This window comes from Enterobacter cloacae complex sp. IR5403 (assembly GCF_049238705.1).
Classification (GTDB): Bacteria; Pseudomonadota; Gammaproteobacteria; order Enterobacterales; family Enterobacteriaceae; genus Enterobacter; species Enterobacter hormaechei_C.
On sequence record NZ_JBMKHP010000001.1, the window covers coordinates 13,694 to 37,891 of the forward strand.

Below are 24,198 nucleotides of genomic sequence, written 5' to 3' on the forward strand. Positions count from 1 at the left end.
CATGCCTGACATCTCAACACCCAATCTGGACTATGGGAACATGGTCGAGGCGTGGGATATCAACGATGCCCTGATGGGCGGCACGCTCTATATGCGACAGCTTGGAGAGTCTTATCTCCCGCGCTGGCCAAAAGAAGACAAAGAGGACTACAAAAAACGCCTCGCCGTGGCCACGCTTCTGCCAGCCTACGAAGAGACCATTAAGCAAAACATCGGGCGTGTATTCGCCGAGCCCATTAAGCTTGCCGAGAATGTGCCGGATCAGCTTCGAGAGTATGCGAAAAACTTCGACCTTGAGGGGACGCGCCTGGACGTATGGGCGCAGGCATTCTTCGGTCTGGCGATGCAGTATGGACTCTCCCACGCGCTGGTGGATTATCCCAGGGTGGACACCGAAAAGGTGAAAACCAAAGCTGAAGAGAAAGCTACCGGCGCGCGCCCCTATGTCACCATGCTTAATCCACGCCAGGTAATTGGCTGGAAGTCGAAAATGGTGGACGGCAAAGTGGTGCTGACTGCGCTGCGTATCAAAGAGGTTGTGGTCGAAGACGGCGACGACTTCGGGCAGACCAAGGTCGAGCAAATACGGTACCTGACACCTGGAAAGGTGGAAATTTACCGCAAGGCCAAAGATGCTGACGGTGCCGCGAACTGGGCGCTATTCGAGGAGTGGCAGACATCCCGCCAGGATATCACTCTGGTCACGCTCTACACCAAGCGCACCGGGTTTATGTGCGGATCACCGCCACTGCTCAACATGGCCCTGCTGAATATCAAGCACTGGCAGAGCCAGAGCGAGCAGGACAACATCCTGCACGTCGCCAGAGTGCCGTTGCTCACGGTGTTCGGGCTGGAGGAGGGGCAAGAACTTGTGATTGGCTCATCCTCTGCCACTTCATTCTCCGATCGGCAAAGGCAGGGCCTGGAATACGTCGAGCACACAGGTTCCTCCATCGGTGCCGGCAAAGAGTCGCTGTCAGAGCTGGTGGAGCAGATGCGACAGGCGGGTGCGAAGCTGCTGCGCACCGAAAACACCTCAACTAAATCGGTAGACCAGACCTCTGAAGAGAAAATGCAGGAGCAGTCACCGCTCTACACCATGGCGACAAGCCTGGAAGATGCGATCGACAATATCCTGCAAATCATGGCTGAGTACATCGGTGAAGCGGAAGGCGGCAACGTTGATGTGCGCACCGAGCTTGATGTCGAGTCGAAAGAGTTTAATCCACCAGCGGCGATGGCCATTCAGTCGCTGCGCCAGGGCGGTGACCTTCGTCGTATCGATGCAATCAGAGCCCTGCAAAAACTCAACCTGATTGATGCCGACGCTGATCCCGATGTGGTTCTGAGCGAGTTGCTTGCTGAGTCAGCATCTTTAACTGAACCGCCACCTGGCGAGGTGTGATATGGCTCGTTCGGTAAACGACAGGTTGCAGGACGAGACCATAGCTCACGGACTTTACGTGACGCGCTACGGTACGGGCGTTGCCCGACGAATGGTGACGCTGCTTAACAGGATGGATGCTGAACTGGCTGCCCGACTGCTTGTACTGCTGGAGGGTAAGCGCGCTGACAACTACAGCGCGCGTCGCCTTGCATCGCTACTGGCTGGTGTGCGGGATCTAAACCAGCAGGCCTACGAACCGGTCAATGCTGCTCTGATGCGCGAACTGACGCGTTACGCTGATTATGAGACCGGGTATCAGTTTGACCTGTTCAGCAGCCTCATTCCAGGACAGGTGCTTAAGCATGTCCCGCTGCAAAGCATTGTCCCGGAACAGGTCTATGCTGCTGCGGTGGCGCAGCCGTTCCAGGGGAGGTTGCTGAAAGAGTGGGGCAAGAAACTCGAATCGGATCGGCAGGAAAAAATTACCAGTGCCGTGCGCACCGGATTTCTTCAGGGTGAAACCGTCGAGCAAATTGTGAAGCGGGTCGCCGGCACGCCGCAACTTAAACGCCAGGACGGGGTTATCAATGCCTCACGTCGAGACCTTGCGGTAGTAACCCGCACGGCGGTGAACCATGTGGCCGCTACAGCGCGCCAGGAGTTCGCCCAAGCCAACAGCGATATCGTGAAGGCTAAACAGTGGTCTTCGACTCTGGACACCCACACCAGCCAGTGGTGCATCATCCGCGACCGCAAACTCTACTCGCTCGATGGCAAGCCGCTGGGCCATGCAATCCCATATCTGCGCGGGCCCGGCAAAATTCATTTCTGCTGTCGCTCATGCGAAATTCTGATCACTAAATCGTGGGAGGAATTGCAGATAGCCTCTGGCGAACTGAGCAGCGCCACACGCGCTTCGATGGATGGACAGGTGCCTTCGCATACCAGCTATGCCGAATGGCTCGTAAGACAACCGTACGCACGGCAGGAGCAGGTGCTGGGCGTTACTCGCGCGCGGATGCTGCGTGACGGCAAAATCACCGTGCCTGAGATGTTCAATGATGCCGGGGAGTTTTTGACCCTGGACGAGCTGCGCCGCGTGGATGCATCGGCGTTTGAGGGTTAACCATGCAAACTGAGAAAGACAAAACTGTCACCCTGACCGAGGCTGAGCGCAAATTCATCATGATTGCGATGATTGCCTATGCCTTATCTGGTGAGCCGTCAGAAGAAGACGCAAAAATCGCAGAGCAAATAATCAATAAGCTCTGAGCATTACAACATTCAACTCAAGGCTGCCTTCGGGCGGCTTTTTTTATGCCTGCCGCTAAGCGGATGCGACGCGGTGACCGGGTCGGATGACCTATTACCAATGGCCGGAAGGCTGGAGCAAAAACAATGAAACTGAAACTTGATGCTAACGGAAATGTGGTCGTTGAAAACGGTATGCCTGTGTACATCCATGATGATGGCAAAGAAATCCCGTTCGACGCAGCCGCAGCGATGACCAAAATCACCTCCCTGAACGGTGAAGCTAAAACTCACCGTGAAGCGAAGGAGGCGGCGGAAGCCAGTCTCGCGAAATTCTCTGGCATCACCGATCCGACCAAGGCGCTCGAAGCCCTGGAGATGATGACCAAAATCGACCAGAAAAAACTGATCGACGCTGGCGCTGTTGACCAGGTTAAGGCTGAGATTACCAAGGTATTCCAGCAGCAGCTGGATGAAGCGAACGGCAAGACCAAACAGCTCGAAAGCCAGCTCTACGACGAGATGATCGGCGGCCGCTTCGGTGGCTCCAAATTCATTTCAGAGAAGATGGCGATCCCGGCTGAGTTCGTGCGTTCGTACTTCGGGCAGAACTTCAAAATCGAAGACGGCAAGGTCGTGGCCTTCGACGGTCAGGGCAATAAGGTGTTCTCCCGCACCAAGCCCGGCGAGCTGGCCAGCTTCGATGAAGCGCTGGAATCTCTGGTCGAGTCGCACCCGCAGAAAGACTACATCCTCAAAGCGTCCGGCAACAGCGGCGGTGGTTCTCACCAGTCGCAGCATCAGGCTGGGCAGAAAACCATGAAACGCGCTGCTTTTGACGCCCTGCCACCAGCTGAACAACAGGCTGCGATTGGCGGCGGCACGAGCATCGTTGATTAATCGAAAGGAAAAATAAATGTCCAACACTTTGACTGGCCTGATCCCGACCATCTACACGGCACTGAACCGCGTATCCCGTGAGCAGGTGGGCTTTATCCCGGCGGTGGCCCGTAACGCTAAAGCCGATGCCGCGGCCAAAGACCAAACCGTGACCGCACCGGTAGCACCAAAAACCACCACCGTTGATATCACTCCGGCGGCAACCGCGCCAAACGACGGTGATCAGAACATTGGTACCGTGGACGTGAAAATCACCAAATCCAAAATGGCCCCGGTCAAATGGAATGGTGAAGAGCAGCTTGCCATCGGACCATCAGGCACTTATGACGTTGTCCTGGCTGACCAGTTTTCTCAGGCGTTCCGCGCACTGAGCAACGAAATGGATGCTGACCTGGCATCGCTGGCTTATAAGTCTTCCCGCGCTGTTGGTGCTCCAAAAGATACACCGTTCAGTGTCAAAGACGACCTGTCTGATGCGGCGAACGCTCGTCAGGTGCTGACTGATAACGGCGCACCAACCACTGACCTGCGCATGGTACTGGGCGGCGAAGCGATGGCGTCAATCCGTGGTAAACAGTCCGTACTGTTCAAAGCGAACGAAGCCGGTACCGATCAGCTGCTGCGTGAAGGCATCATTGGTCGTGTGATGGGCTTTAACCTGCACGAATCCGCCAACATCAAGCGCACCGCGAAAAGCACGGCGGCGGGCTATAAGGTCAATGGCGAGAAGAAAGAGGGCGACATCATTATTGCTATCTCTGCTGGCACTGGCGGTATTGCTGCCGGGACCGCAGTCAAGTTCGATGGTGATGACAACCAGTACATGGTTGTAGCGGCAACCTCTTCGACTATCACCATCGGCGCACCTGGCCTGCGTCAGGATCTGGCAGATCAGGCAACTGTCACTGTGCTGAGCGAGTTCGTGCCAAACGTTGCCTTTGACCGTAACGCATTCCTGCTGGCTTGCCGTACCCCGGCCATGCCAAAAGGCGGCGATACCGCTGATGACGTGATGAACGTAACCGATCCGGTCTCTGGTATTACCTTCCAGATCGCGCTGTACCGCCAATACCGTCAGGTGCGTTACGAGGTTGGTGTGGCGTGGGGTGTGGCCTCCGTTCAGCCTGAACATTCCACCATCATCATGGGTTAACCCAGGGGGCTTCGGCCCCTTTGTTATTCAGGAGGCCCGATGGCCGGATTAACAAAAGAGCAGCGCGCGCAGCGTGAAGCGGAAAAGCTTGCAGCTCAGCAGACCGCTGATAATAACCCTGCCCAGCAGGAACAGCAGCAGGAACAGCAGCAGGAACAGCAGCAGGAACAGCAGCAGGAACAGCAGGGTATTGAGCTGGTGGTCATGGTTCGCGACACCCCAGAATTCCCAGGCGGCCCGCTGCGCGCAGATGTTCATCCTGACGAAGTGAATAACTGGCGGGCGCTGGACTGGCGTTTGGAGGAATAACCATGCTGGTTGCCGATCCCCATTCGCCGGACTTTAACAGCTACGCCAGCGTGTCCGACCTGCGGGTCTTTGCCGCCGCGCGTGGATACACCATTCCTGCCGAAGATGGCGAGTGTAGCCAGATGCTGATGCAGTCGATGGACTTTCTGGAAGGAAGGTCCTGGCGTGGTCAGCGCTCCAGCGCATCTCAGCCTCTATCCTGGCCGCGCTCCGGCGTACGCTTCGATGGCGTGGACCTGCCGGATGATGCTATTCCACAGCGCCTGATTGATGCCCAATGCCGCCTGGCTATCGAGTCGCAGGAGATTGATCTCACGCCGTCGGTCTCCGGTGGCGGCGCGGTCATAGCTGAGAGCGTACAGGGGGCCGTCTCTGTGCAGTACGAGCCGGGAACGAATAAGGCCACTCCTTCATTCCCCTGGTTCTATTCCTCGCTGCGCGGGCTTGTGGTGGGCGGCAACCAGGTCCGGATCGAAAGGGGGTAGCATGGCAATCGACTATCGCCGCATGCGCGCCACGGCAACGCGGCTGCTGACGGAGAACGGCAAAGCCTACCAACTGACTCGCGGCGGAACCACCACCCGCGATCAGTACGGGAAAGAGGTTATCACCGAGCCTATTACAGCGACCGTTACCGGCGTTATCACCGAATACTCCACGCGTGAAATCGACGGTTCACTGATTGCTACGGGCGATAAGAAACTGGCGGCCACGTTTGAAACGGAAGTGCGCATTGGCGACCTCATTGATATCGACGGCAAAAAGTGGCGCGTGGTTCAGCCGAATCCGGTTAAGCCCGCAGATGTGCTGATCTCCTACAACATCCAGCTGAGGACCTGATTATGACCAGTTCTGCAAATCAGCCGTTCCTGGCTGCCATTCAGTTGTTCGTAGATGGTTCAAAGCAGGAGATTGAGGAGGCGGTCCGCCGGACGGGTATCAAAATCCTCGGGCGGTTGGTGGACATGTCACCTGTCGGGCAGCCAGAAATCTGGCAGGTAAACCAGACGGCATCAGCCTATAACACCGCGGTGCGAGAGCATAACGCGGCGCTACGTAATGATCCGGCCAACCTTACAAAAGCAGGGCGGCTCAGGCGAGGCCTGCGTGTCAACGATTCGATGGACATCAAAAAGCCAGAGGGTTATGTCGGCGGGCGATTCAAAAATAACTGGTATGTGGGTCTCGACAGCCAGCCTACAGAGACGAACGATACCCCAGATGCTTCCGGGCAGGGTTCCAACTCCCGCGGGCTGGCGGTGCTCGAAGTGTTCCGGGTGGGGCAGGTGAACTCTATTTACTTTACCAATAACCTGCCATATGCCCAGGCGCTGGAGAATGGTCATTCGAATCAGGCGCCCGGCGGCATGGTCGGACTGACCGCATTGGATGCTGCGCAATATTTCCGAGAGGCAATGAGCGAGGTACGCAATGGTCGGTGATCAGTCCATGCGAATAGCTGACCTGCTGGAGAGTCGGGTAGCCATAATCTCGGCCTCTCTCGGCTTGCCGATCGCCTGGCCGAATATCGTATTTGATCCACCGGATGCGCCATACGCCCGTGTTTATGTTTTACCTGCACAAACTGTAGGTCAGGACATAGAAGGTCTGATGCGTACCTATCAGGGGATCTTGCAGGTAAACATCATTACTCCCGCAGGCTCAGGCGTGAGCCAGGCGAGAGGGCTTGCCCAGTCGGTGGCAGATGCATTCCCTGAAGGACTGCCGCTGGTGGACGGTGATCTGACGGTTTACATCAACGGGCCGCCGCAGGTGAGACAACCCATCCAGGACCGGCCAACCTCGGCGCCCAACGGGTCCAGTGGCTCCATAACCTACACCATTCCCGTCAGCATGCAGTACCGCGCTGACTACTGACCCGCCGGATGGCGGGTTTTTTATTACCTAAATTCAGGAGAGTGCTATGGCATTCGCAATCCCTAACGGCTCGCGTGTGAACGTGGCCAAGGCCTATCAAGCCCCAATCACCTTTACCGCTGCCTCTAACGCGACGGAATGCGAACTGACCGTTGCATCGGCCTCCGGCATTCTGGCCGGTGACGTAGTTCAGGTGAGTTCCGGCTGGTTAAAGCTCGATAACATGGTGCTGCGCGTCAAATCGGTGACCAGTAATAAAATCGTGCTGGAAGCATTCGATACTACCGACACCACCAAATTCCCGGCAGGCACTGGCGCGGGCACGCTGCGCAAAATCGACTCATGGATCACCATGCCTCAGGTGATGACACTATCAACTGAAGGTGGTGACCAGCAGACCATCAGCGTGCAGTTCCTGGAAGATGATAAGGCCCGTACCATCCCGACGTTCAAAAACGCCGTGGTTCAGGTCTACACCTTCGCACACGACCCGATGTTGGCGATCTACAAGCGCCTGATTGACCTGGACGACTCCAGCGATACCACAGCGGTGTGGTTCCACAACCCGCGCGGCAAAGCGGATCGTTACTACTCTGCCAAAGTGTCTTTCCAGCGCGTGCCGCGTACCGAAATCAACGCCGTTGAGAGCAACGAAGCGCGTATGAACTTCGAATCGGATATGCAGATTTACCCGATCGCCGATTCATCCGTGACGCCGCTGGCGTTCCTGACCGACCTTCCGTCCACGAAAGCACTCGCAACTGGCGCTGCGCTGGATCTGGCTGTGGTTATGCAGGGTGGTTCCGCGCCGTACACCTATGTATGGAAGAAAGGCAGCACCGCTCAGCCTGGTAAAACCGCCTCAACGTTCAACATTCCGTCTGTCGCATCCAGCGATGCTGGCGTCTACACCTGCGAAGTCACCGACGCCGCGGGCAAGACCCTTACTTCCGCTGCCTGCACCGTCACTGTCAGCTAACCAAACAGGCCCGGCGCGCCGGGCTTTATTTTGCGCATCGCACGCGCACATCGAAGAAAGTCTTTCAGCTGTGAGCCTGGGCAAACCGATAACTTTCGGCGGTTTTGCCGTGCGACAGGCTCACGTCTAAAAGGAAATATCATGTCTCAGACATATCAAATTTGTGAAGCAACAGTAACGCTCCCGTCTTTAGGAACCATCACTACTGACGGCCCCGGAAACCAGATTAAGCATGGAGATAAATGCCGTGTGCATCTTTATGCCGTTAAACCTGACTGGCACTCCGGGACTATCTTTGAGGGCTTCAACGTTGGGGCTATCTGCTTTACCGGTTACACAGACTCACCATTCAAACGTTCTCAAAAAATCATGATGCCAGACGGTTTTAAATTAGTGGCACTGCGAGTGGATGATGACGGAGTGCCAACGTCATGGGAAAGCCTGCCAGTGCAGTTTTCCGGCGGACTCATCAGCCTGAACGATGCCGATGGAGCTATCAGAGCAAGGATTGGCAAGATTGATGGCGCAGAGCCCTTAATCAAGGATACCGCAATTGGTAATAGCATTGTTTCTGCGACCTATAGCGTAAATCTGAATATCAACAATAATGGCAAACAGCACGCTGCGGGTATGGCTATTGAAGTTGAAGATGGCCAGAGCACCGTTGAGTTTATGGCTGATCGCTATACGGTGCATGAAACCGCTTCATCCATCATCAAAAACGCCGCCGCAACAAGCGCGAAGACGAAGATTAGGCTTCGCGATGAAATGAAGCAGGCCATCATTGATGCCGTGCGTGAAAGTGATTTATTCGCATCCCTCAAGGCAAATATTGATGCGCAAACAGCGTCAGTAGCTGGCCTGCAACAGGCGGTGAGCGAAGCGGCCACCAATACTATTAAAAACGCGCTGAAGCCCGGCGGCCTGCTTTACAACCGTTAACCTCCCATCACGCACTCGAATACTCAACCCGCTTCGGCGGGTTTCTTTTTTTCTAAGGAACCGTAATGACCAAATTTTCTCTGATCCCCAACCCAACTTTTTCTGTGACCGCGAACATTCCACGCGCTGGTGCCGAAGACGGCAAGCTGACGTTCACTTTCCGCCATAAAACGCTTGAAGAGCTGCGCTCCATGGATGCGAAGATGCAAAAGGCCGCCGAAGGTAAAAAGGATGCTATCGAGCCGCAGGCCGACTACCTCATGGAAATTGTCGAGGGGTGGGCGCTTCCCGATGAGTTCAACCGCGAAAACGTTATTGTCCTTCTGCGGAACTATCCACGCGCGTTCGACAGCATTGGTCTGGCATACACCAAAGAGCTGATGGGTATCCGCGAAAAAAACTGAGGCAGGTCGCCGCAGCATTGTATACGCCGGGACCGACTCTCGCGGAGCTGAGCGCTTTTGGTTTGACGCCTGAGGACGTGGAGGAAGAGGTGGGGATACTGCCCTCAGTGTGGAGGTCCTTCACCATCTTCTCTTCCCTGGCGACCCAGTGGCGAGTCGGCGCGAGCGGGGCGACCGGCCTTGATTACAACGTTCTCCCCTGGATGTTCGAGTTACACGGGGTTGAGGATGCGGCGGCCTGCATGGCTGACCTTCAAATTATGGAAAGCGAGGCTCTCAAGGTAATGCATAAGGAGACGAAATAATGACAGACCAGATCGCCTCGATTACTTTGCGGGCCGATGTTTCTGACCTGAAAACAGCCAGCAACGAACTGGATAAACTCGGCCAGGCGGCGGCCGGTGCTGTAGATAAAGCAGATGATCTGAATAGCGTGTTTCGCGCTGGGGCCGATGCCGGCAAGCAGAGCGCAGCGGCTTTATGGGAGCAACAAAAATCCTTCAAGGGGCTGCTTGAAAGCATAGATCCAACTCTCGCAGCCTTAGGTAAGCTTGATGATCAGCAGCAAAAACTGCGGACAATTCATAGCAAGGGGTTACTCGATACTGAGGAATTTACTCATTATCAAAAAATCCTGGACGACACCCGCCTCAAGCTGACCGATACCGGAGAAGCCGCGGCGCGCGCTCAGGCCGAATTAGCCGCTACCCAGGCGGCAGAGAAGCAGTCCGCAGCGTTAAAGAACCTGCTGGGTTCCATCGACCCGACTATCCGCGCGTTTAATTCATTGGATGAACAGCACGCACAGCTGGTGGCCCATTTCGAAGCAGGGCGCATTAACGGTGCTCAGTTCGAGCACTTTAACACAATCCTTAACCAGACGCGTGAGCGCCTCTCTGGTGTCGCAGACGTACTACCAGAAGCTCTATCCCGGCAGGAAGCTGCTGCCCGGCGCGCTGGAATCTCCGTTGGTCAGTACAGCGCAGCGATGCGTACGCTTCCGGCACAGTTCACCGATATCGCTACGCAGCTGGCTGGCGGTCAGTCTCCGTTCCTGATCCTGCTGCAACAGGGCGGGCAGATTAAAGACCAGTTCGGCTCGGTTCAGGGGGCGCTGTCCGGTGTCGGCGAATACATCCGCAGTATGGCTGGGATGATTAACCCTACCACAATTGCACTTGGTGGTCTGATTGGCACGATCGGCCTGCTGGCTGCCGCTGCGTACAACTCCTCTGAGCAATTTGACCAGGTGGCACGCTCGGTCATTATGATGGGTGGGGCTGGCTTCTCCTCAATGCAGCAGCTCAACCAGGCCGCTGAGGAAGTGGCCGGCAAGACGAATACATCGATCAGTTCCACCGTCGATACGCTGGTTACGCTGAACGATACTGGTAAATATACCGCCAGCCAGATGAAGCAGATCGCAACGACCATCACCCTCATGGGTAAGGCCGGAAACGATACCAAAACGGCAATGGCCGACTTCGGCAAGATTGTCAGCGACCCGGTTAAAGGGCTGGCCAGCCTCAATGAGCAATATGGTTTCGTTGATGAGGCCATGATTAAGCACATCATCCAGCTTCGTAAGCAGAAGGGTGAGCAGGCGGCTGTTACTGAAGCCATTAACCTGTTTGCTGGCGTCATGGAAAAACGCGCACAGGAGACTATTGAGGCAACGGACAATATTGGCAAAGCATGGACTGGGCTAAAAGCATTCGCCTCTGACACTTTCGGCCAGATCGGAATTACTGTGCGGGCTTGGGGCAATCAGGTTATCGAGGTGTTCAAGTTATTGAGCACTTCGTTTGAAGCCCTTTTCGTCAAGATGAAAGAGGTCTCCCTTGAAATTATGGGGGGGATGATTACCGGTTTCACGGATATTGCTAACAAACTACCGGGCGGGGAAGCTCTCATCAAATCCATGGGGTTTGATGGGCTCGCTGAGAGCGTTGCCGAGAGCAGAAAGGCTGCAAGCAAGGAATATACTCAGCTTACAGCTGAGTACAATAAGCACATTGCTAATCTCAGTAAATCCCAGTGGCAATGGGAGGAGGAAGCGAAGAATGGTTCTGGTGGTGTAAAAGGCACAGGCTCAGTTGATCGGCAAACTAAGGATGCTGTTTCGAAGCTTGCTCAGGACTCAGACAAAAAGACCAAAGAGGCGAAAGCCACTCTGGAAGCTGGCGATCGCACCCTGGAGAACTATCGCGCCCAGGCCAGAACGTTAACTGAAACGCTCGAGACCCTCCGACAAACAGGAGAAACCCACGCTAAAAACACCGAGTTCAGTAAACAGCAATCTCGATTCGCTGAATTGGATGAGGCAGCCAAAACCCGCGCGCTGACTGCTCAGGAAAAATCTTTACTGTCGAGCCGTGAGGCGATTCTGAACGCCGCCAAGGTGGTTGATCAGAAGAACAAGGAAGTAGAGGCGCAGCAGAAGATTAACGGCCTGGCGCAGCAGGCGAATAAATACGTCACGCAGATGTCGGAAAAAACCGATGCATTGCGTGATAGTGCAGGCCTCAGCAGTCGGCAAACGCAGCGCATGATGGAAGAGGCGCAGCTTCGCCAGGGCTGGCTCAACGGTGGCGGTAAGCTTGACGATGCCGGTTATAAAAAAGAACTGGCAGCTCTCAGGAAATATTATGCCGAAGAGGACAAATTACGGGGCGACTGGAAGGCAGGGGCTGTTGCTGGCTGGAATGAATATCTGGACGCCGCTACCAACACCTATGACGCCGTTAAGAATGTGGCCAGTTCCACACTGACAGGTCTATCTGACATGCTCACCGAACTCATGACAACCGGAACCGCTTCGGTTAAAGAGTTCGGGAAGTCTATGTTGAAGATGATTCTTCAGATAACCAATCAACTCTTGGTTGCCTATGCAGTTCAGGCTGCGATGGGTTGGATAAACGGTGGCAGCAAAGGCGGAAGCACCCCAGGGGGATCATATGCGAACGCTGCTGCTGGCGTAACGTTCAATGCCAAAGGCGGCGTGTATGATTCATCCGGGTTAAGTAAGTATGTGAATGGCGTCTACGATTCTCCTCAATACTTCACGTTCCAGGGGGCGTCGAAGTTTGCCAAAGGTGGCGTCTTTGGAGAAGCAGGGCCGGAAGCTATTATGCCGTTAGCTAAAGATTCAGCAGGGCGGTTGGGAGTGCGTGCCCAGGGCGGTGGCGGTATGGCTCCGGTTATTAATACCACCGTTAACGTTGATGCTGGTGGTTCTGCAACTGTTCAGTCTTCCAGCTCAGGTGATGCTATGGGCCGTGCCCTTGCTGATGAAATGCAGAACGCTGCGTTGCAGGTTATCCAGAAGCACCTTAAGCCTGGTGGCATGATTTACAACTTTAGCAAAGGTAGATAGCCCGCTTCTGCTGGTTTTGCCTTTGTCTGAATGCTGTTAGGATTAGTCCGAGCTTTCACCGAGGGAAGATAGGGACATGAAGAAACTTATTTTGGTTATGGGTATCATCGCTTTGGTTGGGTGTGCCACCAAGCCAATTTCAACTGAGCAGGCTAAGCCAGCGCCAGCAAAACAAATTCTTGATAACACTCTCTTCACGAAAAAGGCTGGCACCGGGGAGGTTGTGATTAAACGTGACTCTGGTTATGTGGGGAGTGCTTGTTTGACGAGGGTTTATGTCGATGGGCGTGAAGTTGCCGATCTTGACCCTGAACAAAAAATCACAATCTACCCCACCTTGGGGGATCACATCTTCAGCGCGTGGCCAAAAGGAATGTGTGGTGGGGGAATGAGTGAGCAGGCAGGTAAAGTAATCGAAGGTAAGGTATTAACTTACAGGATAGGTTACGGCTCTGGTTCAGAATTTGGGATTTACCCAACCGCATTTTAACCACTAACCAAGACCTCCCGGGCCTATAGCCCAACAAGCCTCGCAGATGCGGGGCTTTTTTGTCGGCGTAAGACTCGGTCTTGTTGGTTAAAATCTGAGCGTCACTTTCAAAGGGGGCGAAATACTACAGCAATCTTTTGGTTGGTGCATTGCTATCTGGACACTGTTTTTGTGCAAAAAGTGCTATTTGTGCGCATTGGTACAGATTGAAACGCATTGGAACGTATTGCAACTTTGCACGATCATGTTGTGATTCTGCAATCACCTTAGAGGTAACTTCGGTGAAACTGATTTCAACGTGCTTTAAGTGCTTCGGAAATGTCGTCGAACGTGCATCCATCTTCAGACATAGACCCATTGCTCAAATAAGAAGAATGGTATTAAATTGTCCTCAACCACTAAGAGTGGTCATGAATTATTTGGATGTGTTTGCATCCTACAATTTGAGAAAGCACTGCCAAACGTGCATGAGGGTGATAATCATGGGTCACGCATTAAAAAAGGCAGATCGCTTGTACATTCCGCCTCGTGACAAATCCACAGTGGCGAAACCTCGTGCAGCGATCAGCGAAGCATGTTCACATACTGGTCAAGTTAAAAATGCCTTTGAATTTGGATTTGCTCGTTACGAGAAGGCGATGGAAGAACTTTCAAAGGTCTGAGTAAAAACGGATGACGATAGAGTATGTTGAAGGAGTCAATTATCTTTCCATTGACGATATCGTTTTCATCAACAGGTCTCTGATCGAGACTCAGACGCCAAATGAACCAATAGGCGTCCTGAATCCGAATAACCTCAGTTCTTCACAGTCACGACCAAGTACCATTCGATATTATGAGCAGACAGACGATATGTTTCGTCTGTCTGCTGTGCTAATTGAAAGCCTGATCCAGAATCATCCATTCGCAAATGCAAACAAACGCACTGCCATGATGGCTGGTTACGTATTCCTGTTGCTGAATGGATATGAGCTTACAGCACCCAGTGATGAGGTCGTAACCATCGCAGAGGGTTTGGCTCGTAAGGATTATTCAGTGGATGACCTAGAGAATTGGTTATGCCACTGGTCTCGAGAGTACGATTCCAGAACGTTATGTGCTACAGGCGGAAATTCGCTTCAGGCTCTCGTGGCGACTTCACACTACATCCGAATCATATCGAATAACTGAATCCGCTAAGAGGCGGTTTTTCTGCCGACCAATACTGAATTATATAACCCGCTTCGGCGGGTTTTTTTATGGAGTAAATATGGCAGTTGAAACATACAGCTGGCGCTCGCAGCTCGGTGCTGGGGCGATTGAATATAGTCAAACGGTGCGCGCTGCGCAGTTCGGTGATGGCTATGAGCAGGTTGCTGATAATGGCATTAACTCTACTGCTATTCAGGTGCCAATGAAGCATACCGGCACCGAAACGGAGGTGAACAGTATTCGTGATTTCCTCCTGGCTCATACCGTTAAAGCTTTTATCATCACGCCGCCCGGCGAAGCGAAGGGGCTTTATCGGGTAGTCGCCGATTCCGTACGGAAAAATCAGATCAGCAGCAAGTTTGCTGAGCTGACGTTCACCATCAAACGGGCTTACGGAGTGTATGCATAATGGCATTAGTCGATCAGGCGGCGATGCTGGCACCGGGTGGCAGAGTACGCCTGGTTGAAGTTGACGCCTCAGAATTCAGTGGCGGGATTCACCGATTCCACTACGCACCTTTCCCCCATACACCGGAAGAAATTGATGCTGCCAATGGAGATGAAGAAAGGCTTGGACCCAAGCCAATCGTCTTCGGTGGCAACACCTACGATTTTTGGCCGTTTCAGGTTTCAGGCCTGGAGCTTTCAACAGACCAGGCGGCGGAGCCCACTCTCAGCGTCTCAAACCTTGACGGCCATATCACTGCGCTGTGCCTGCAATTTAAGGACATGGTTAACGCCAAAGTGAGCATTATCGATACCTATGCGGTCTATCTCGATGCTTTGAATTACCCTGGTGGGATGAACCCGACCGCCGACCCGTCGATGTTCACGCTTCAGACCTTCTGGCTTGACACGAAAACCTCCGAAGACGACGAAGTGGTTTCGTGGTCACTCAGTAGCCCCGCAGACTTGCAGGGGCTTGTTATCCCAACCCGACAAATCACCTCGCTCTGCGAATGGGCGCTACGCGGGCAGTACCGGAGCGGCGATGGATGCACCTATAACGGCACTGCGTATTTCGACGCTAAAGGGAATCAGGTATCAGATCCTGCCCTTGATGTGTGCGGCGGCTGCCTGAGTGACTGCCGTAAGCGGTTTGGTGCCGGGCTGGCAGAGCCTAATACCGCGACCCTTGATTTTGGGGGCTATCCAGCCACCGTGCTTTTTTCCCGATAACCGGACGTACCAATGAATAAAACCATAATGGCAGCTATCCGGGCGCATGCACTGGAGGAATCCCCGCGTGAGTGCTGTGGCTTCGTTATTCAGTCTGGCCGTCGCCAGCGCTACATTCCCGTGCCGAATACGCACGAAAATCCGACAGAGCATTTCCGCATCGACGGCGAGCACTGGGCTAACGCCGAAGATATCGGGACGATTATTCGCGTCATCCACTCCCACCCTGGCGACGGTGCCCGGCCTATTCCGTCCGATCTGGACCGACAACAGTGCAATAACTCCGGCGTGGTCTGGGGCATTTACGCGCCGGACAGCGATGAATACGCCGAGATAATGCCGGAGGCGGTGCCGCTTATTGGGCGTCCGTTTATCCTGGGCTCGAATGACTGCTGGGGGCTGATTATGGACTGGCACGCCATTCAGGGCGTCACGCTGAACGATTTTCGCGTCGATTACCCGTGGTGGGAAAGCCAGTACCCGGACAATCTCTATTTCGAAAACTGGGAGCGGGAAGGGTTTGTCGAATGCGACCCCGCGCCAGGCTGCATGGTAATCATGCAGGTTGAATCCGCTAAGTGGAACCACGCGGGCATCATCACTGAAGAAGGTGAACTGCTCCACCACCTTTACGGCCAGCCTTCCTGCATTACCCCGTATGCCCGAGGCTATTTCAAAGACCGCACGATGATCTGCGTTCGTCACAAAGACCTGCCGCAGGAGATAAAGCCATGGCGCGTTTAACCACCATTCGTCTGTATGGCGCACTGGGCGCCCGCTTCGGGCGTGTGCATAAACTGGCAGTGCAGACATCTGCCGAAGCGGTAAAAGCCCTATGTATCAACTTCGACGGGCTGGAAGACTATCTGATGAATGCCAAAAAAAATGGCATGACCTTCGCGGTGTTTCGCGGTAAGCGCAACATAGGCGTGCAGGACTTCCAGGAGTTGGCAGGCGATAGCGATATTCGCATAGCGCCAGTTATGGAAGGGGCGAAGAAGGCCGGCATGTTCCAGACAATCCTCGGCGCCGTGATGGTTGTTGCTGGTGTCATTACTGGAGTGGTAACCGGCTGGACGGGCGTAGGTTTGACATTTGGGGCTGGACTTATCATGTCGGGCGCGTCAATGATGGCCGGCGGTATTTACCAGATGCTTTCGCCCCAGCCCAAAGGGTTACAGGGGCGAGACGACCCTGACAATAAACCCTCTTATGCCTTTGGTGGCTCAGTGAATACCCTTGCGATGGGAAACCCGGTCGCGCTGCTTTATGGTGAGCGCGAGATTGGCGGTGCCATCATCAGCGCTGGCATAGTCGCCGAAGACATCTGATAACTCCTTTCTGAATATCAAGCACCCAGTCGGGTGCTTTTTTTATGGATGTAATATGGAAGCGATCACTGGTGCAAAGGGTGGCAGCCAGAAGCAGCACACACCTGTAGAACAACCTGATTCGGCGCAGTCAATGGCGCGCTGCCGCATGCTGCTGGCGCTCGGGGAAGGTGAGTTTGCTGGTGGTCTGGATGCGACCAGCATTTTCCTGGACGGTACGCCGCTGGGAAACTCAGACGGAACGATGAACTTTGAAAACGTTTCCTGGGAATTTCGGCCAGGCACACAGACCCAGACGCCGATTCCGGGTTTCCCCGCAGTGGAGAACGAAACTACAGTCGGCGTATCGCTGACAAAAGCCACGCCCTGGACGCGCGCGCTGAGCAACACCCAGATTGACGCTGTGCTCGTTCGCATTGGTATTCCGGGTTTGCAGCAGCAGGAAGACGACGGGGATATTGTCGGCACTACCGTAAAGTACCATATCGATCTTGCTGTAGATGGTGGTGCGTTCTCTACGGTCATGACAAGAACCGTCACAGAGAAGCTCAGTTCGCTCTATGAACTTACCCATCGCATTAATCTTCCGAAAGCCAGTACGGGCTGGCAGATTCGCGTGGTCCGCGACACCGACGACAGCACCAGCCAGATGTTGCAGAACAAAACGCAGGTACAGGCGATCACTGAGGTTATTGATGCGCGCCTGCGTTATCCCCACACGGCGTTGCTGTATGTGTCGTTCAACGCCAAATCGTTCAATAATATCCCGAAGGTTTCCTGTAAACCTAAGGGGCGCATTATCCGCATCCCTTCGAATTACGATCCGATAGCCCGAACCTACAGCGGCACATGGGACGGGACGTTTAAGTGGGGCTGGACGAATAACCCGGCCTGGATTTGGTTCGATGTTCTGACAGAGCCGCGTTTCGGCCTTGGCCGCCGCGTGACGCCAGAAATGCTCGATAAGTGGGAGCTCTATCGCATCGCCCAGCGCTGCGACCAGAAGGTACCCGACGGGAAAGGCGGAAGCGGTACCGAGCCGCGCTTCATGTTTGACGTGTACATTCAGGCGCAGGCCGACGCCTGGCAGGTGATCAAGGATATCGCCGCAGGCTTTAACGGCATGACGTTCTGGGGCAACAACATGTTCAATGTTGTCTCTGACATGCCGGCGGACACGTCGAAGCTGCAAATCCTTACCCGCGCTTCGGTGGTGGGCAAGCCGGTTTACTCGAGCGGCAGTGAAAAGACCCGCTTCTCCAGCGCGCTGATTAACTTCAGCGACCCTGACAATCACTATCAGGACCGCACAACAGCGGTGATGTTCCCGGACCTGGTTAAGCAGTTCAAGTTTAAGCAAACGCAGATCACCGCAATCGGCTGTACGCGCGAGAGCGAAGCACAGCGCCGTGGCGGGTGGGCTGTGTACTCCAACTCACTTGACCGGATTATCACGCTACAGACCGGGCTTGATGGCTATGTCTACGTGCCGGGCACCGTGTTTGCATTTGCTGACGAACGCCTTTCAGGGCGTGTTTATGGCGGGCGTATAACCGGATATAACGCCGGGTTGAAGGCTGTGATAACCGATCGGGGAACCAGTGCCGTTGCGGGTGACACACTGATGATCCGCACACGGGGCGGTACCGTTGAAAGCAGGGTGATCCAGGCCGTAAACGGCACGCAGCTGGTGGTCGCCACGCCTTTCACGGCAGAGCCGTTACCCAACGCTGTATTCGTCATCGATGCCGGGCAGTTGCGCCTGCAATACTTCCGCGTTACGAACCTGAGATTTGATGATGAAGAAAATACCTTCACAATCATCGGGGCCGAATATAACGCATCAAAATATGATGCGGTCGACAACAATGCCCGCCTGGACACGCCGCCAATCAGTCTGATACCAACCGGCCTCGTCAACCAGCCGACCAATATCGTGGTAGCGAGCTATGACGCAGTGCGCCAGGGGCAGCGAGTGGCTACCCTGACGGCATCCTGGGATGCGCCGGTCGACAAGAACGGCAAACCACAGGCGGATGTCATAGCCTATCGGGTGCAGTGGAAGCGCGGCGACAATGAGTGGGTTAACGTACCGGAGACCGGTCTTCGCAATATCGAAGTGCCTGGCATCTTCGAGGGTGATTATCTGGTCCGTGTACGCGCGATCAACTCCGGCGGTGCATCGAGTCTCTGGGCAACTTCCGCGCTTACACACCTGAAGGGGCGTACGGGGGATGTTCCTAAGCCTGTCGGTCTTACGGCATCTGAAAATGTCGTTTTTGGGATCCATATAACTTGGGGCTTTCCCGCCGACACAGGTGACACGTTGAGTACAGAACTGCAATACAGCGTTGCGGCTGACGGCTCAAATCCGATTCTATTGGCCTCTGTTCCTTACCCGCAGAAACTTTATCAGCAGATGGGGCTGAAGGCGGGGCAGGAATTCTGGTACCAGGCACGGCTTGTCGACAGGATCGGGAATCAGAGCGGATGGACCGACTGGGTGCGCGGGCAGGCCAGCATCGATGTATCCGGTATCACCGGTGCAATTCTGGAGGACATGAAAGGCTCCGATACGTTCAAAGACCTGATCGAGAACGCGGTAGACAGCAATGAAAAAATTGCTGGTATGGCTGACGACATTAAACAGGCCAACGACGAACTGGCGCAACAGGCGCAGGAAATAGCAAAAAACGCCGAGGATATCGGGAAGGTTCAGACCAGCGTTACAAACCTGACGAGCACGGTCGGAGATGTGTCTTCTTCTCTGAACGAGCTTGAGCAGACCGTTGCGACTGCTGATACCGCGCTGGGCCAGCGAATCGATAACATCAGCGTGTCTGTGGACGGCATGGCGGGAGGAGTGAAGAACTCCGCCATCGCGATTATTCAGGGCAACCTGGCGCAGGTGGCTGCGCGCAAAACGCTGTCTGCATCGGTCGCCGGTAACAGCGCGCAGCTGGACCGCATTGATGAGGTGATCGTCAACGAGAAGGAGGCAACGGCGCGTTCGCTGCTGAGTTTGCAGACTGACGTGAACGGCAACAAGGCATCCATAAACAGCCTGAACCAGACCTTCTCCGATTACCAGCAGGCCACCGCCACGCAGATAAACGGCATCACGGCGACCATCAACGGACATACCTCAGCCATTACCACTAACGCTCAGGCCATCGCGAACGTTAACGGGGATCTGAAGGCGATGTACAGCATCAAGGTCGGGTTATCCAGCAACGGTCAGTATTACGCGGCTGGGATGGGGATCGGCGTTGAGAACACGCCATCCGGCATGCAGTCACAGGTCATCTTCCTGGCTGACCGCTTCGCCGTAACGCACCAGGCCGGAGCCACGGTGACCCTTCCGTTCGTTATCCAGAATGGGCAGGTGTTCATCAGAGACGCGCTTATAGGTGATGGCACCATCAGCAACGCCAAGATCGGCAACTACATCCAGTCCAATAACTATGTCGCTGGCTCAGTCGGGTGGAGGCTGGATAAGGGCGGTACGTTTGAGAACTACGGTTCGACAGCTGGTGAGGGGGCCATGAAGCAGACAAACCAGACAATCAGCGTGCGGGATTCCAACAATGTGTTGAGGGTGCAGATCGGGAGAATCACGGGAACATGGTAACGGGAGGCCTCTTACGGGGCCTCTTTTTTCAGGAGAAATGAATGGCGGAATATGGTGTTCAGACATGGGACGCATCAGGCAAGGTAAACAACTATGGCGTTAAGCCTGTCAGCGTTTGTGGCTATCTCCAGCTGGCCCAGAACCAGAAAACAGGCTCTTACACCGTAGCGCTTCCACCGGGTTGCAGGCTGACCTATTTTCAGAGCATGAACGGCGATCAGTTTGGTACGAGTCGGAGGAAGATCACCATTTCGGGGGGAACAGCAACAGTGTCAGCAGCAGGTGATACCGACTACTCAGCAGGGACTGAGCCTGCGGCAGCGGCTTATCTCATTTTCCAGATCGAGAGGGCATAAATGGCGGAGTATGGCGTTTTACTGACGACCACGAGCGGGGAAGTATGGGTGACCGCGAACAGCTCGCCAATCGCTCTTCAGGCGCGAAAGACAGCGGCACTTCAGGGAACATCGGGGTTCAATACCAAAGTGACGCACACATTCCCCGCAGGTCAGCCTGTTGTCGCCTTCGTTCATTGCACGGTTGAGGTCGAAATAACTCAGACGATAAGCGGGAACACCATCACGATTGATTTTCTCAGACCGAATGCAACCGGCACAGCGTACGTTTATTTTTTCTCTATTTTCCCGCAGACAAAGCCAGACTACGGGCTGGCTGTGTGGGATGCATCAGGGACGCTGATTTTAACAAACGAAACGCGCACGCTGAGTGATGTAGTCACCCTCGGTACCGCCGGGGTGGATGCCAGCTCAGGATACAACATCAATACAACTCTGGCGGGGAAGTGGGCCTGTATGCCTGCCATGCTGGGGCTAATTACCGGGGTTATATCGGCTGGCGGTCAGCCGCAGCCATACATGGCAATATATAAAAGCATGGCAAAACTTGAGGGAAGCAATACGCGGATATTCGCCAGGCCGCAGACAACCCCTGGCGGCAACCTTCAAAACGTCGCGTATTCAAATCTGAGGAACGTGATTATGGCCATCAACTGCGCCAACTATGATTGATCGTTTTGAACGATCAATTTTGAATAATTGATCTACCAAATCAATTATATCCCGTTGATTCATATTGTTATTGTGTAGCTTCATGAATGCCCTGGGATATAACCACTATGAAAAATATGATTCTTTGCCTGGCGGTAGCGGTATTGCTCTCCGGTTGCGCTGGCGTTATTGAGAAGCAGCAACCCGTATGCACCGGAACAGCCCTGGTCGGCGGACAGGAAAGCAGCGTCCAGATCTACGGAGTCCGCAAGCAAAACAATCAGACGCAGTACCGCGCCGGTTATCCCTTTAACTGGTCATGGGTGAGCGCCAACACGTTCACCAGCACCACCTGCCACTAACCCATTCAGTTTTGAACAAACCCCGCTCCGGCGGGGTTTTTTATTGCCTGGAGAAAATATGCTTTATAACACTGGCACCATCGACATTAACGGAAATACAGCCACCGGCACCGGTACGAACTGGACGGCACCCGCCAGCCAGATCCGGGTTGGCCAGACGTTGTTTGTTCTTTCTAACCCGGTACAGATGTTTCAGATCACCGCCATCAACAGTGCGACGTCACTGACGGTTACGCCTGCCGCGTCTCCGGCGTTGAGCGGCCAGAAGTACGGCATTCTTGTTACTGATAGTCTCTCGGTCGACGGCCTGGCGCAGAGCATGTCTCAGCTCATCAACGAGTACGACGAGAACATCGGCGCGTGGGAGACGTTCGCCACCACCTCAGCAAACCAGAACATCACCGTCACCATCAACGGCGCTCGTGTAACTATTCCGGCGATCGGCAAACTTGTCCAGAAAGCGAGCAATGGGGCGGTTGGAGTTTCGGACGGTGGGACCGGAGCAACGAATGCCGCTGACGCTCGCACAAACCTCGGTTTGGGAACATCTGCAACAAAGAACACGGGAGAATGGGATGACGATGTATTGGCACCAGGTTCATTTGGTGTCGGTTCAAAAAATCTTCCTGTAATTTCAGACATCTGGGACAAAAGCCAGGGAACCCGCTTTTGCAATGTTAATCCCGCGACCTCTGGCGGTCCTGGAATGTATGGTTCTGGCATCCGGTTATCAGACCGTAATATTGGGAGTGGAAGCACTCCGGCAGCGCAACAATCATTTGCTGCGCTGATTCTTAGCGGGAAAATTATTCAGTTCATGAGTATGGCGGATGGCAATGATTCTGGCTGGATGCAGATTTACCACACCGGAAATACGACCCGTGCATCTGACGGTACGTTAAAAGCCGCTTCTCCGATTGTACAGTTGTTCGGTGATGGTTCGTGTCAGCTTAACGATGAATCTGAAGGATGCACTGTAACACGCCAGGCTATCGGTGAGTATCTGATTGAAGGGTGTGTGGGGCTGAACGCTGACGCGGCATGGGGTGGGATAGATGGAGGTTTTGACATCCCAACCGATCGCAATAAGCAGCCGCTTATCTGGCTGGATTATGAGGTAAATGCAGACGGATCGGTGCTGGTAAAAACATTCCACCGGGAATACCCTACAGCGCCGTCATTTGCGAGGAACGTATTGAAGGGTGTGGCGGATGGCGAACCGGTCGATATTCCCGCCGACCAGTTCGTAAGTGTTCGCGTGGAAATGCCCGTGGACAGCCTCTGGAACCAGCGACGCAAAGATGCATTTACAGTGTCGAAGCAAGAGCAAAATCCCCGTTTGGACAGTAACCTGCACACCAACGAAAATTGATAGCCAATATCTGCATTGACCGATAGCCCTGTCAATATGATACTGTGTTTATGTACAGTATTTTTGTGAGGTAATGATGCCACGCACAGCAGATATACACACCGCCTTCGTCGCGGCAATAGAGGTTAACCCTAAAGGCTACCGTTATCTGAGAACAGACAACTTCATCAAAAAGTTGCGGGGGTTTAACTGGCATTTCAGCCGTGCAGAAGCGAACACATGGATAGAACGCTATCAACCCGGTTTTGCAGATAAGACAACTGACGGCAGTGATAACAGATACTGGATCCTGCGTAACATGGGGAGGGTGCACTGATGGGATTTCCTTCACCGGCGGCTGATTTCGTAGCACCGCGTTTATCTCCGGAAATTATCTGCGGGATCGGCATGGACAGCCGCATCCTCGAAACCTCGTCTGGCTTTGCGGTTATCGAGCCGTGCACCAGACTGGCACAGAATCAGGTTCTGCTAATCCTCAGCGGCGGACGGACTCAGTTTGCCAGGGTCATGGGCAGGGCGCTGATTTGTGATGATGGTGAAGCGATAGAGGGGGAGGCTGCGGAAGAGGTTGAGGTGATGGGGCGGGTGACGTTCTTCATCAACAGCGTGATGCAGGATGACAGGGTGGTGTGATGGGGCATGGGTGGGGCATAAAGTTACCGCGAAACGACGTTAGTTCATTGCACATGACAAATCGTATCGCGGCAACATAGCAGAAGTTACCGCACATCAATCCAACATCAAGCCACTTCGTTAAAAGACTTAATAGTCTCCAGATGAAGATCGCCTGAAGTACCGGATTTCCGAGGAAAGGGATCAGGGTAATGACGTCATGGCTGCTTAACGAGCTGCCGATCCCCAGCATGATCCCGCAAAAAGAGAGAAGCGCCACGGGCAGCATAAAGGTTTTACCCAGTTGCTGGAAAAACTCCCACAGCGATATTTTTTGTGCTGCTTTCGTCGTCATAAAACGACTCCTTAAATGGTAGAAAGAGATTTAACGACCTCGATGGGGCGAGAAGATAAAACGTTTTATCAAACTTTAGTGCGCGCTAA

The 24,198-nt window shown here is 54.1% G+C and carries 29 protein-coding genes and 1 pseudogene; 29 read left to right on the forward strand and 1 reads right to left on the reverse strand.

Annotation, left to right across the window (positions count from 1 at the left end; translation table 11 throughout):
- Position 1 precedes the first annotated feature (1 nt).
- From ACOTW6_RS00125 to ACOTW6_RS00265, 29 genes are all read left to right on the forward strand, one after another.
- The gene (locus ACOTW6_RS00125; RefSeq protein WP_148369383.1) at positions 2–1,405 is read left to right on the forward strand and encodes a DUF4055 domain-containing protein; all 1,404 of its coding nucleotides are present in this window, start codon (positions 2–4) and stop codon (positions 1,403–1,405) included.
- Position 1,406: 1 nt separating this feature from the next.
- Positions 1,407–2,513: a phage minor head protein gene (locus ACOTW6_RS00130; protein WP_111995327.1), complete on the forward strand. Its 1,107-nt coding sequence runs from the start codon at positions 1,407–1,409 to the stop codon at positions 2,511–2,513.
- 2 nt (positions 2,514–2,515) lie between these two features.
- Positions 2,516–2,659 carry a hypothetical protein gene (locus tag ACOTW6_RS00135; RefSeq protein ID WP_164078431.1) on the forward strand — a complete coding sequence of 48 codons (144 nt, stop codon included), beginning with the start codon at positions 2,516–2,518 and terminating at the stop codon, positions 2,657–2,659.
- A 126-nt stretch (positions 2,660–2,785) separates the two neighbouring features.
- A complete protein-coding gene (locus tag ACOTW6_RS00140) occupies positions 2,786–3,538 on the forward strand; it encodes a DUF6651 domain-containing protein (RefSeq protein WP_032621541.1) in 753 nt (250 codons plus the stop codon).
- A 16-nt stretch (positions 3,539–3,554) separates the two neighbouring features.
- Complete coding sequence (locus tag ACOTW6_RS00145; protein ID WP_032621539.1) at positions 3,555–4,691, forward strand: P22 phage major capsid protein family protein; 1,137 nt, start codon at positions 3,555–3,557, stop codon at positions 4,689–4,691.
- 39 nt (positions 4,692–4,730) lie between these two features.
- Positions 4,731–5,000 (forward strand): hypothetical protein, encoded by a 270-nt coding sequence (locus tag ACOTW6_RS00150; RefSeq protein WP_241181360.1) that lies wholly within the window; start codon positions 4,731–4,733, stop codon positions 4,998–5,000.
- 2 nt (positions 5,001–5,002) lie between these two features.
- Positions 5,003–5,485 carry a DnaT-like ssDNA-binding protein gene (locus ACOTW6_RS00155; protein ID WP_111995326.1) on the forward strand — a complete coding sequence of 161 codons (483 nt, stop codon included), beginning with the start codon at positions 5,003–5,005 and terminating at the stop codon, positions 5,483–5,485.
- Between the two features lies 1 nt (position 5,486).
- Complete coding sequence (locus tag ACOTW6_RS00160; RefSeq protein WP_022651630.1) at positions 5,487–5,840, forward strand: hypothetical protein; 354 nt, start codon at positions 5,487–5,489, stop codon at positions 5,838–5,840.
- Between the two features lie 2 nt (positions 5,841–5,842).
- Positions 5,843–6,442 carry a hypothetical protein gene (locus tag ACOTW6_RS00165; protein ID WP_148369379.1) on the forward strand — a complete coding sequence of 200 codons (600 nt, stop codon included), beginning with the start codon at positions 5,843–5,845 and terminating at the stop codon, positions 6,440–6,442.
- Entirely contained in the window at positions 6,432–6,878 is a 447-nt protein-coding gene (locus tag ACOTW6_RS00170; RefSeq protein ID WP_025759418.1) for a phage tail terminator-like protein, read from the forward strand. The genes ACOTW6_RS00165 and ACOTW6_RS00170 overlap by 11 nt, the downstream gene beginning before the upstream one ends.
- Before the next feature lie 46 nt (positions 6,879–6,924).
- A complete protein-coding gene (locus ACOTW6_RS00175) occupies positions 6,925–7,857 on the forward strand; it encodes a phage tail tube protein (protein WP_148369377.1) in 933 nt (310 codons plus the stop codon).
- A 141-nt stretch (positions 7,858–7,998) separates the two neighbouring features.
- Positions 7,999–8,799 (forward strand): phage tail tip fiber protein, encoded by an 801-nt coding sequence (locus tag ACOTW6_RS00180; RefSeq protein ID WP_421766213.1) that lies wholly within the window; start codon positions 7,999–8,001, stop codon positions 8,797–8,799.
- A gap of 65 nt (positions 8,800–8,864) precedes the next feature.
- Positions 8,865–9,203 (forward strand): phage tail assembly chaperone, encoded by a 339-nt coding sequence (locus ACOTW6_RS00185; protein ID WP_148369407.1) that lies wholly within the window; start codon positions 8,865–8,867, stop codon positions 9,201–9,203.
- 62 nt (positions 9,204–9,265) lie between these two features.
- The gene (locus tag ACOTW6_RS00190) at positions 9,266–9,508 is read left to right on the forward strand and encodes a DUF1799 domain-containing protein (RefSeq protein WP_228037387.1); all 243 of its coding nucleotides are present in this window, start codon (positions 9,266–9,268) and stop codon (positions 9,506–9,508) included.
- Positions 9,508–12,579, forward strand: coding sequence for a phage tail tape measure protein (locus ACOTW6_RS00195; RefSeq protein WP_395127545.1), 3,072 nt, complete (start codon positions 9,508–9,510; stop codon positions 12,577–12,579). Before ACOTW6_RS00190 ends, ACOTW6_RS00195 begins: the two co-directional genes overlap by 1 nt.
- A gap of 76 nt (positions 12,580–12,655) precedes the next feature.
- Positions 12,656–13,069 (forward strand): lipoprotein, encoded by a 414-nt coding sequence (locus ACOTW6_RS00200; RefSeq protein WP_045626278.1) that lies wholly within the window; start codon positions 12,656–12,658, stop codon positions 13,067–13,069.
- Between the two features lie 482 nt (positions 13,070–13,551).
- A complete protein-coding gene (locus ACOTW6_RS00205) occupies positions 13,552–13,731 on the forward strand; it encodes a hypothetical protein (protein WP_016156674.1) in 180 nt (59 codons plus the stop codon).
- Between the two features lie 10 nt (positions 13,732–13,741).
- Positions 13,742–14,239: a type II toxin-antitoxin system death-on-curing family toxin gene (locus ACOTW6_RS00210; RefSeq protein ID WP_261659141.1), complete on the forward strand. Its 498-nt coding sequence runs from the start codon at positions 13,742–13,744 to the stop codon at positions 14,237–14,239.
- A gap of 79 nt (positions 14,240–14,318) precedes the next feature.
- The gene (locus ACOTW6_RS00215) at positions 14,319–14,669 is read left to right on the forward strand and encodes a phage tail protein (protein WP_023622600.1); all 351 of its coding nucleotides are present in this window, start codon (positions 14,319–14,321) and stop codon (positions 14,667–14,669) included.
- The gene (locus ACOTW6_RS00220) at positions 14,669–15,439 is read left to right on the forward strand and encodes a phage minor tail protein L (RefSeq protein WP_350366779.1); all 771 of its coding nucleotides are present in this window, start codon (positions 14,669–14,671) and stop codon (positions 15,437–15,439) included. The genes ACOTW6_RS00215 and ACOTW6_RS00220 overlap by 1 nt, the downstream gene beginning before the upstream one ends.
- Positions 15,440–15,451: 12 nt before the next feature.
- Positions 15,452–16,183 carry a C40 family peptidase gene (locus ACOTW6_RS00225; RefSeq protein ID WP_032621517.1) on the forward strand — a complete coding sequence of 244 codons (732 nt, stop codon included), beginning with the start codon at positions 15,452–15,454 and terminating at the stop codon, positions 16,181–16,183.
- On the forward strand, positions 16,171–16,770 hold the full coding sequence (locus ACOTW6_RS00230; RefSeq protein WP_039270163.1) for a tail assembly protein: 600 nt from the start codon (positions 16,171–16,173) through the stop codon (positions 16,768–16,770). Before ACOTW6_RS00225 ends, ACOTW6_RS00230 begins: the two co-directional genes overlap by 13 nt.
- Positions 16,771–16,825: 55 nt before the next feature.
- Positions 16,826–20,401, forward strand: a complete 3,576-nt coding sequence (locus ACOTW6_RS00235; protein WP_421766214.1) for a host specificity protein J — start codon at positions 16,826–16,828, stop codon at positions 20,399–20,401.
- A gap of 41 nt (positions 20,402–20,442) precedes the next feature.
- A complete protein-coding gene (locus ACOTW6_RS00240; protein WP_017382568.1) occupies positions 20,443–20,757 on the forward strand; it encodes a hypothetical protein in 315 nt (104 codons plus the stop codon).
- Entirely contained in the window at positions 20,758–21,429 is a 672-nt protein-coding gene (locus ACOTW6_RS00245) for a hypothetical protein (protein ID WP_045892418.1), read from the forward strand.
- 107 nt (positions 21,430–21,536) lie between these two features.
- Positions 21,537–21,770: a phage exclusion lipoprotein Cor gene (gene cor, locus ACOTW6_RS00250; protein ID WP_017382566.1), complete on the forward strand. Its 234-nt coding sequence runs from the start codon at positions 21,537–21,539 to the stop codon at positions 21,768–21,770.
- Between the two features lie 58 nt (positions 21,771–21,828).
- The gene (locus ACOTW6_RS00255; RefSeq protein ID WP_421766215.1) at positions 21,829–23,142 is read left to right on the forward strand and encodes a phage tail protein; all 1,314 of its coding nucleotides are present in this window, start codon (positions 21,829–21,831) and stop codon (positions 23,140–23,142) included.
- 76 nt (positions 23,143–23,218) lie between these two features.
- Complete coding sequence (locus ACOTW6_RS00260) at positions 23,219–23,458, forward strand: hypothetical protein (protein WP_063854111.1); 240 nt, start codon at positions 23,219–23,221, stop codon at positions 23,456–23,458.
- Entirely contained in the window at positions 23,458–23,775 is a 318-nt protein-coding gene (locus ACOTW6_RS00265; protein ID WP_045911179.1) for a hypothetical protein, read from the forward strand. The genes ACOTW6_RS00260 and ACOTW6_RS00265 overlap by 1 nt, the downstream gene beginning before the upstream one ends.
- A gap of 139 nt (positions 23,776–23,914) precedes the next feature.
- Here ACOTW6_RS00265 and ACOTW6_RS00270 read toward each other — a convergent pair.
- Positions 23,915–24,109: pseudogene (locus ACOTW6_RS00270) on the reverse strand (PTS sugar transporter subunit IIBC); the annotation flags it as partial.
- Between the last annotated feature and the right edge of the window lie 89 nt (positions 24,110–24,198).